Origin of the sequence: Colwellia marinimaniae (assembly GCF_002207865.1) — a bacterium.
In the GTDB taxonomy this organism is placed as follows: domain Bacteria; phylum Pseudomonadota; class Gammaproteobacteria; order Enterobacterales; family Alteromonadaceae; genus Colwellia; species Colwellia marinimaniae.
Genome location: NZ_BDQM01000055.1, coordinates 1 through 9,616, shown reverse-complemented (window position 1 = coordinate 9,616; position 9,616 = coordinate 1). Strand labels below are relative to the sequence as shown.

General features: G+C 37.2%; 8 protein-coding genes and 1 pseudogene. 8 read left to right on the top strand and 1 reads right to left on the bottom strand.

All coding sequences use genetic code 11. The features are described from left to right. Positions 1 to 453, top strand: a 453-nt coding sequence (locus MTCD1_RS17570; RefSeq protein WP_143760138.1) for an IS66 family transposase, incomplete at its 5' end; no start/stop codon positions are given. A gap of 366 nt (positions 454 to 819) precedes the next feature. Here MTCD1_RS17570 and MTCD1_RS17565 read toward each other — a convergent pair. Further along, complete coding sequence (locus tag MTCD1_RS17565) at positions 820 to 1,689, bottom strand: WYL domain-containing protein (RefSeq protein ID WP_159459920.1); 870 nt, start codon at positions 1,687 to 1,689, stop codon at positions 820 to 822. 116 nt (positions 1,690 to 1,805) lie between these two features. On the opposite strand from MTCD1_RS17565, the gene MTCD1_RS17560 reads away from it, so the two are divergent. The 7 genes and pseudogenes from MTCD1_RS17560 to MTCD1_RS21540 form a co-directional block, all read left to right on the top strand. Continuing rightward, complete coding sequence (locus MTCD1_RS17560; protein ID WP_057180690.1) at positions 1,806 to 2,075, top strand: DUF4258 domain-containing protein; 270 nt, start codon at positions 1,806 to 1,808, stop codon at positions 2,073 to 2,075. Continuing rightward, positions 2,072 to 2,389, top strand: a complete 318-nt coding sequence (locus tag MTCD1_RS17555; RefSeq protein WP_057180691.1) for a hypothetical protein — start codon at positions 2,072 to 2,074, stop codon at positions 2,387 to 2,389. Before MTCD1_RS17560 ends, MTCD1_RS17555 begins: the two co-directional genes overlap by 4 nt. Continuing rightward, complete coding sequence (locus MTCD1_RS17550; protein WP_197410266.1) at positions 2,382 to 3,029, top strand: peptidase M15; 648 nt, start codon at positions 2,382 to 2,384, stop codon at positions 3,027 to 3,029. Before MTCD1_RS17555 ends, MTCD1_RS17550 begins: the two co-directional genes overlap by 8 nt. A gap of 24 nt (positions 3,030 to 3,053) precedes the next feature. Further along, on the top strand, positions 3,054 to 4,292 hold the full coding sequence (locus MTCD1_RS17545; RefSeq protein ID WP_057180693.1) for a DUF2130 domain-containing protein: 1,239 nt from the start codon (positions 3,054 to 3,056) through the stop codon (positions 4,290 to 4,292). Positions 4,293 to 4,359: 67 nt separating this feature from the next. Then, entirely contained in the window at positions 4,360 to 5,295 is a 936-nt protein-coding gene (locus tag MTCD1_RS17540) for a phospholipase D family protein (RefSeq protein ID WP_057180694.1), read from the top strand. A 72-nt stretch (positions 5,296 to 5,367) separates the two neighbouring features. Then, positions 5,368 to 8,805, top strand: a complete 3,438-nt coding sequence (locus MTCD1_RS17535; RefSeq protein WP_057180695.1) for a TM0106 family RecB-like putative nuclease — start codon at positions 5,368 to 5,370, stop codon at positions 8,803 to 8,805. 494 nt (positions 8,806 to 9,299) lie between these two features. Beyond that, positions 9,300 to 9,616 (top strand): annotated as a pseudogene (locus MTCD1_RS21540) (hypothetical protein); the annotation flags it as partial.

Here is a 9,616-nt window from a genome sequence, read left to right as displayed (position 1 = left end):
CTCTACGGCATAGAACAACGTATTAAAGGAAAGTCGAGTGAAGATAAGTTCAACATCCGGCAGTCACACGCTAAGCCAATCGTAAAAGAACTACATCACTGGCTGATAAAACACAAAGATAAAATCCCGCCTAAAAGTAAACTTGGCGAAGCAATAAGCTACAGTTTAAATCAGTTTGATAAATTCCAACGCTACCTTGAAGATGGCAGACTCTCGATTGATAACAATCGAGCCGAGCGGGCAATAAAACCGTTTGTGATCGGGCGCAAGGCATGGCTGTTTTCAAATACCTGCAATGGTGCTCATGCGAGTGCTATTCTCTATAGTATTGTTGAAACGGCTAAGGCTAATGGCCTAGTCGTGCATGACTATATCTCACGGTGCTTGCAACATGTTGCTGAGCAACCAAACAACCTTGAACCGCTGTTACCATGGAATATTGAGCGCGGCTAGGTGCCGATCCCTATACGCTTACAATTTTATTGATTGAATCTACCAGACAAAACTTAAAATCAGCGTATATAAAGTAGAAATCTTATGGCGTGTCTATTTTATAGTAGTTAATATTGGTAACTTCCCCTTGTAAAATCATAATTAATAATGAACTCACTATATAAAGTTAAGGGGCTAAGTCGAGTTGTTATATTTTCTAGCTCAATGATCCAAATATAGTGCTGGTTGCATCTATTCTTACCGTTAACTTCTGAAATGGACAGCAAATAAGCCTCGGCTGCTGATGTTAAGAACATAACTTTAGCGAAACCATGGTAAGCGTATAGCTAACGATGCAGCGCAGAAATTGTTGAGTTAATAACCCCATCAAAATAAATACTTCTTAACCTCATCTAAATTTTCAAGAATAACAGAATGCGGCATGTCAGCACTATAATCACGAAAGGGAATATGCATAAGCTGCAAATAATATTGAGCAAGTGGTGCTCTTATATTTATCACTTGTTTCATACCATCCATACCACGCTCTCGGGCAAATAATTTTTGTTGATCTGCTGTGTAACTAGGGTTTGGCACAATGACCAAGTCAATAAAGGTATGCCACAGTTTATCCTCTGGAACTTTGTGATTTAGTTTTTCATAAATCGTTTCTATATCACCCAAGAATCGACCTAAAACAAAATCTTTATATTTTTTATCTTTTTCACAGTAAGCGCGAACGTGCCAGCGGTAACCACTAGTCACAAGTGTATGGGGAATAATATTTCTTTCTTCGCCTAATGGATTTTTTACCGAGGCATATTTAACATCTATGCGCTCTTTGTTACGGCAAGCTTTAATCAATGCCCTGATAATTTTAGGTTCAACTACTCTATTTGGCGGCATAATTAGCTCAATAGGTGTGTTTACTTGAGTTATTGAGGATACGTGTGAAGATGCATCTTTATTGAAGGATAGAAACTTAAGGTATTCATCAAGACTGCCATCGGTGTATTTAGCTTTGAAATACTTAGTGGTTTTGTAGCCTTTTAACTTAGTATCATACTCTAAATTTTCAGGGCAAAGGTTTCGATAATAGGTAATATCCTTTGATGCCTGTTGCCGTTTTATGCCGAAAGCTTGCATCATGCTCTTAGATGTAAGTCTTCCCTCCCAAAGGGCGATCATTTCAATCAGCCTAAGGCGCTGATATAGATCTAACTTTAATTCTCTATCTAAATTTCGCTTAATATTCACAATTAACCTGCCTGAAAAGTGTACATGTATATGTATACATTTATTGCATGTATCAAAAAGATACATATACTAGTTGTTATTGTCAATTAACTATTTCACTTAAATGGAGAGCGGTTATGTACACCAACCATGCACTAGTCAGAATGCAGCAAAGAGCTATTTCTCAAAGTACCATTGAAGCCTTGTTAGAGTTTGGTGAAATTGAATTTCATCGGGGCTGTGAAGTTTTTAGTTTACGAAAGTCTATTTGTAAAAAGCTAATAAAGCTAAAGATTATTTCAAAATCTTTATTTGAAAAGCTAAATGGCACTTACGTGATAATGAAAGGTGATTTAGTGATTACTGTTGGTCACCGTTACCGTAGATTTAAAAGGAGCAGAAAATGAGTCTATTAATCAATGTTGTTTTTGTCTACTTCGCGGTAGCTATTGCCAAGTTTATATTGCTGCTGCCAGTTACCTACAAGCAGGCACGATTTATTGCGCAGATATGTGAGAGTGAACAAAATTTTGTTCTTCTTAATATTCAGATGGTAATGTCATATGTTTTGGTAGTTTTAATCTGGCCTTATTGTCTTATGTCAGAGAAGTGGCAGTTTTTTTGTTTTCAACCATTTAATCGTGAAGCAAAAGCTGCGATAGCTTCGGCGCTAGATATTGATCTAGAAAATATAAATCAAGAGGGATCTGATGATGAATAAAGCTTTATTTAACGAGTTAGAAAAGATTGGTCGAATTCAACTCTCTGATAATTTCTTTATGCGTGAGTTTTTATATTCTGAAATAGCAATCGCTAACAACATCAGCAATTTGCCAGATGATTTAGACAAAGCAATAGAGGCCGGCACACAATTATGTGAGCAGATCCTTGAGCCGATGCAAAAAGCCTGGGGGCGAATTCATATTCGTTCGGGTTATCGCTCAAGTGCTGTTAACGACTTTGGTAATAAAAATAAAATGAATTGTGCTTCAAATAATACTAATTTTGGTGCACATATATGGGATGTTGCGGATGGCAATGGTTTTATTGGCGCTAGTGCCTGTATTGTTATTCCGCGTTTTTTACCCTATTTTCAAAAAACAGGTGACTGGGCAGTATTAGCTTGGTGGTTACATGAACATTTACCTAACTACGCTGATATGTGTTTTTTTAATACTAATGCGGCTTTTAATATTAGATGGTCACAAAACCCAAATGTGAAACAAAACATTAAGTCATTTTTAGTTAATCCAGATACCGGTAATAAAGAGGCGTTAGTTAAAAATGGCATTGAGCACGAAAAATATAAAAATGTTTTGCCTCTAGTGCGCTTTACAAATATCACCAATCTTGTAAGTTAAGTTTAGTAAGTTAAGGAGTAACCTATGGAAAACATTATTCATTGTCCTAAATGTAATGAGAAAATTGATGTTTCTGATGCTATGTCACAACAAATGGAACAGCAGTTAAACGACAAGTATCAACAACAGTTGAAAAAACAAGATGAAGCGATTGCAGCAAAAAAAAATAAAATGGATGAAGCTGCGCGGCAGTTAGCCTTAGACAAAAAATCATTTCAACAAGATATCGACCTTAAAGTTGCCCAACAACTAAAAGCGGATAAAGTAGCATTAACTAAACAATTAAAAAGCCAGTTCGAACAAGATAACCAACTAGCTATTTCTGCGTTGCAAGATGATTTGACAGAAAAGTCGAAAAAACTAAAACTAATTCAAAAAATTGAAATAGAAAATGAACGGCTAAAACGAGAAAAAGATGAAGCCGTGCATGAAGCAAACCTCGCCGCTGAAAAAGCCATGTCTGTCCAGCTTAAAATTGAAAGAACAAAAATTAATGAGCAAGTTCATACCGAGCATGAATTAAAGCTTAAAGAACACCAGTCGCTTATCAATTCACTAAAAGAACAAATAGATATAACAAAACGTAAAGCAGAGCAGGGTTCTATGCAATTACAAGGTGAAGTACAAGAGTTAGCCATAGAAGAGTGGCTAGAAGCTCAGTATCCCTTTGACCAAATCGAAGAAATCAAAAAAGGTGCGCAAGGAGCCGATTGCCTGCAACATGTGGTTAATTCACTAGGCACTGAATGCGGCACTATTTATTATGAGAGTAAGAGAACCAAAAGCTTTCAGCCCAGTTGGATAGAGAAATTTAAACAAGACATACGTGATAAAAATGCCAGTGTTGGTGTATTAGTTACTGCGGTAATGCCCAAAGACATGAAACACATGGGGCAAGTTAACGGTGTATGGATTTGCACCTTTGAAGAGTTCAAGGGCTTAAGTTTAGTGCTAAGAGAGTCACTGATTAAATTATCAAAAGCGATAGCGGTACAAGAAAATCGCGGCGACAAAATGGTCATGATGTACAACTACTTAACCAGTAACGACTTTTCTTCGCGTGTAGAAGCTATAGTTGAAGGTTTTACCGAATTGCAAACTGATCTTAATAAAGAAAAACTAGCCATGGCAAGACTTTGGAAGAAACGTGAAAAGAACATTGAAAAAGTGCTGCTCAATACTACTGAAATGTTTGGTTCAGTGAAGGGTATTGCCGGTTCTTCGGTTGCTGATATAGGGTTGTTGGAGCTAGCGGAAGACTAAGTCTGTTACATAAGTTATTTTGATTTTATTAAATATAATAATTAACTAAACCTTACAAGGATAAAAAATGGAATTCCTATGTGATTCTAACGCTATTTTAAAAGCAATCAGTAATTTAATTGAAGGGCATTTGTCTGAAAATCCTATTGAAATAGCCGTAGCGTTTTGGGGGAAAGAATCCTCTGTCATTCTTAATGAGAATAAAAAGTTTAGTCTAATTTGTAATTTGAATATGGGAGGCACTAACCCTAATGAAGTTAAAAAAATATTAAAATTATCAGGTGTAAATATGCTTCAGCATGACAAGCTTCATGCAAAAGTGGTCATATCAAGTGAAGGAGCAATTATTTCTTCAGCTAATTTATCTTCTGCGGGGCTAGCATTTGATGGCAAGAAGGCTTCAAGTTGGAGAGAAGCGGGAATATATGTAAGTAATAAAAACCCTGAATATCACAAAATAAAAAAGTGGTTTCTTAATATAAAACAAGAGTCTAGAAAAATATTATCCGAAGATATCATCAAAGCACAAAAAAAGTGGGCAAAAAGAACATTTGAAGCTAACTGTGAGGGAGATGATATTAAAGTGAGTAAATCAGTTTTGCCAAAAACAAAACTTCAGACGTTTAACACCCTTAATAAACCAGGAAATGGTTTGCCTTTATATTTACGCTCAGCTGCTGCAGTAGTCGCTCTTAAGGGGGAAGGGGGAGGGGCTATGCCATATGATGCTTTTGTTTTTCTCTTTTCTGGGGACGGTGGTAGGGCATTTACTACTCACAAAAAAAGATTCAACATTAACTGTGATACGCAGAGTGTTAGTTTAGAGCCTGACTCTATTGGGTATTTCATTGGTGCTAATGGAAGTGTCGAAACAGCAACTGATAAAAAAAGAAAGAAACTGGATAATGATATTGTAAATGCTCTTGCTAATTGGATGATTAATGAAGGCCGAATACCAGAAGAAGCTAAGGGAAGGATTACAACTTGTGATTTTGAGGTGTAATAATTTTTTATTTGTAATTTACTAAATTTCTATGTTTATTTATCTAAAACAATAAAAAAGAAAGGAATCTCTATGTTTAAAGAAAACAACAACATCATCTTCTCGCCTACCGACTTAACTACCTTCATGAGTAGTCCTTTCGCCAGTTGGATGAATCGCTTTAAAATGGAATTTCCAGCTGACGCACCTCAATGCGATGAAGTTGATGCTTTATCTAGCTTGTTGTCTAAAAAAGGATTAGAACACGAAGACAATATGCTTACTCTGTTGCAAGAGCAGGGGAAGAGTGTTTGTGTTATTAAAAGTGAAGTTGATGGCAAAAAATTAACCATAGATAAGCAAAAATCAGCCAGTATTGCCGCCATGCAACAGGGCGTTGATGTTATTTTTCAAGCTGTGCTAGAGCATGCCTCTTTTCGTGGTCATGCGGATTTCTTAATTAAAGTGCCAGGTAGCAGTACCTTAGGTGACTATCATTATGAAGTATGGGACACAAAACTTGCCAATAAAGTAAAACCTTATTTTGTTATTCAACTTTGTTGTTATGCTGAAATGCTAGAGGCTATCCAGGGGGTATTACCACAAAATATCGTCGTAGCACTGGGTAACGGTGAGAATGAAAGCTTACGCACCGAAGATTACTATTTTTACTATAAAGCACTAAAAACGCAATTTATTGACTATCAATCCAAATTTAACCCGAGTAATCACCCTGATCCATCAGACTCAAAAGAGTATGGCCGTTGGTCAAACTATGCAGAGCAATTATTTGTAGACAAAGATCACCTTATCCAAGTCGCCAATATCACTCGTTCACAGATAAAAAAATTAAACCAAGCGGGAATTATTACTTGCGAACAACTAGTTGCAACTAAACTTGAGCGTGTTTCTGGCCTAAATTCCAGCATACTTAGCGCGCTTAAAGCTCAAGCAAATATCCAAAAACAAAGCAATGGCCAAATGCCACCGTTATTCGAAATTAAACACCATGAAAAGCATAAACAACAAGGCTTAGCATTACTACCTCCACACTCAGACCTAGATGTGTTTTTTGATATTGAAGGCTATCCCTTAGACGAAGGCGGTTTAGAATATTTATGGGGAAATACTTATTTTGATGAGCAAGGTACCAGACAATTTATCGATTTTTGGGCGCACGATGCCGAGCAAGAAAAAGTATGTTTTAAAGCCTTTATTGATTGGGTATATGCCAGATGGCAACAAGATCCCTCCATGCATATTTATCACTATGCCAGTTACGAAATAACCGCATGTCGTAAATTAATGAGCCGTTATGGTATTTGCGAAAATGAGGTAGACCAGCTGCTACGCAATGAAGTGTTTATTGATTTATACAAAGTGGTTAAAGGTGGCCTGTTAGTGGGTGAGCCCAAATATTCCATTAAAAATGTTGAGCATTTATACCGTGGCAAACGTGAAACCGAAGTGGGTAGTGGTGGTGACTCAGTAGTTGTTTATGAGCACTGGCGCGATAATTTTCAAAAAGGCTTGGATGGCGGAACTTGGCAAACCTCAAAGACTTTAAACGCTATACGCGATTATAATATTGACGATTGTGATTCAACCCAAGAACTTGTGGCATGGTTAAGATTACAGCAAGCCAATAATGCCATTGAATTTGTGGGTAAAACTGACGTTGTTGAACCTGAAATATCAGAAGAAGTAAGCGAGCGAACCCAACTTAGAGACAGGCTATTACAACGGGCAGAGCAAGAGCGTATCGCCGGGAAAGAAAGTGAAGCCAAGATCAGCGAAAATTTAGCCTGGACGCTTGAATTTCATCGCAGAGAAGCCAAACCGGTATTTTGGAAGCTATTTGACCGATTAGGCAGTGAAATAGACGTACTAATGGATGACATGGACTGTTTAGCTAATTGTGTTCGCACATCATTAGCGCCTTTTAAGCCATCTGCCAGAGCTAGAAACTTAGCTTATGAATATACCTTTGATATTGAACAAGAGTTTAAAAATAGTTCGTCAAACTATTATGTACTGGGTGAAGTAGATGAGAACGGAAAAAATATTAGCGTTTCTACAAACAAAGAACACAGTGATTTAGAGAAAGGCACAATAGTATTAACTTCCAGGCATGAACTGCCTTCACTAGTTACTCTAATCCCAAATGAATATGTACGGCCTGAACCCATTCCTAGCGCAATTACTGCAGTCATTAAAGAATATGAAAACGGAATTTTTGAAGGCACTGCTATTGCTGACTTTTTATTAAAACGCTCACCTCGCATTAAAGGGCGTAAGCACAATAAAGAAGCGATAGTGACTGCAGATAATGCTCAAGAGCGTTTGGCACAAATTATTAATGCAGTAGAAAATTTAGATAATAGCTATTTAGCTATTCAAGGGCCTCCGGGGACTGGTAAAACCTACACAGGTAAGCACATTATTGCGGCACTGGTAAAAAGTGGCAAACGAGTAGGTATTGCCAGTAACAGCCATAAAGCCATCAATAATTTATTAGCGGGTGTAGCCCAATACTGCAACGAACAGAATATTGCCGCCAATTGTTATTGCACCAAAGATACTGGTAACGAAATATCAGAAAATCAAATAACTGTAATCAAAAATGCTGAAATAGCTAAAAATGCAACGCAAGGTTGTGTTATTGGCACCACGGCATGGGGGTTCTGTAAAGATGAAGTCGAAAATTGTTTTGACTACTTATTTATAGATGAAGCAGGGCAAGTTTCCGTTGCCAACCTTATAGGCATGAGTAGGGCAACTAACAATATAGTATTGATGGGCGACCAAATGCAGTTGGGTCAACCATCACAGGGTACTCATCCGGGTGAAAGTGGCTTATCTATTTTAGATTACCTACTTAATGATACCCCTATTATGCCTGCACATATGGGCGTGTTTTTAGATACAACTTATCGTATGCATTCAAAAGTGAATCATTATATTAGTAATGCAATTTATGAAGGTCAGCTTAAAACCGATGTTGATAATGATAAACAATGTATTGAAGTACCTGATAATTATCAAGGCGCTTTAAACCAAACAGCCGGTGTTATTTTAGTACCTGTTGAGCATCAAGGTAATACTCAAGCAAGCATTGAAGAAGTTAATGTTATTAAGTTGCATGCTAACGAACTACTAGGGAGAAGGTATACTAACAAAGAAGGAAAGACTAGCCATATAACCTGGGATGATATGTTATTTGTAGCCCCTTATAATCACCAGGTAAGCAAATTAAAAATAGCACTAGGCGAGCAAGCCAAAGTGGGTAGCGTTGATAAGTTTCAAGGGCAAGAAGCACCCATTGTATTTTTCAGTTTATGTTCAAGCGATGCATCAGAATCTGCCAGAGGCATAGACTTCTTGTTTGATAAACACCGTATAAACGTAGCTATATCACGAGCACAATCCATGGCCATAGTGGTGGCTAACCCAAGTTTATTTAACACGCCAGTTAACTCAATAAAACAATTGGCCAAGGTAAATGTATTGTCGAGGTTGTTGTTCGAATAACTCTAAGTTCTACGACTAACCAACGTTAGTTCAATTTATATTTGAAGAGTATAAAATGGATTTAATCTGGTATTAGTATCTTTATAGTGAAGTTATTGTGGGGCGTATTTCATTGGAACTTTCCTGATGAATAATGGTTTATATATGGTTAGTCAAACTATGTTGATTTGAATTAAGTCAATCTCTTCAAACATAAGGCTAGCAATCGTCTGAGTATTGAATGGCATGTCAGAAATTGATGTTCACTAAATAAAATTAAACATCCCATGATTTAACTGTAAGCGTATAGCTAACGACACCTGCCTCTAGCGTTTGATCTCATCTACATTATCTCCTCACTTAATTTAGGAGATAAGCATGAGAATTTCGCGTAGCCAAGAACAATGGCAAACCATCATTGAAGATCAACAAACCAGCGGCTTAGCCATTATTGATTATTGCCAACAGTAGCAATTATCAACGTCGAGCTTTTATGCCCTAGGAAGAAACTCAGCGTGTCGTCAGGTAACTTTGTTCGCGCCAAAATAACACAACAGGTCGAACTCGTTGAAGAGTATGAACAACTCAAACAAATGCTGCTTGAGTTGCAGCAACGCATGGAAAGTGAATTAGCCGAAAAAGACGTAGCTTATCAACTATTGCTTGAACGTTACAATCTCAAACTTGCCCAAGAATACGGCAAGAAATCAGAAAAGATGCCGGGTGCTGATGAAGTATTTAATGAAGTAGAGTTCGTGCTTGATGAACACGATAAAAAACTTCTGGCCAAAGAAAACGCTGACGTGACAACGAAAATCAAGCCAAAACGTAA

Coding starts and splice junctions, on each gene's coding strand:
- MTCD1_RS17560 (WP_057180690.1), top strand. CDS start 1,806: ATGTACACCAACCATGCACTAGTCAGAATGCAGCAAAGAGCTATTTCT.
- MTCD1_RS17555 (WP_057180691.1), top strand. CDS start 2,072: ATGAGTCTATTAATCAATGTTGTTTTTGTCTACTTCGCGGTAGCTATT.
- MTCD1_RS17550 (WP_197410266.1), top strand. CDS start 2,382: ATGAATAAAGCTTTATTTAACGAGTTAGAAAAGATTGGTCGAATTCAA.
- MTCD1_RS17545 (WP_057180693.1), top strand. CDS start 3,054: ATGGAAAACATTATTCATTGTCCTAAATGTAATGAGAAAATTGATGTT.
- MTCD1_RS17540 (WP_057180694.1), top strand. CDS start 4,360: ATGGAATTCCTATGTGATTCTAACGCTATTTTAAAAGCAATCAGTAAT.
- MTCD1_RS17535 (WP_057180695.1), top strand. CDS start 5,368: ATGTTTAAAGAAAACAACAACATCATCTTCTCGCCTACCGACTTAACT.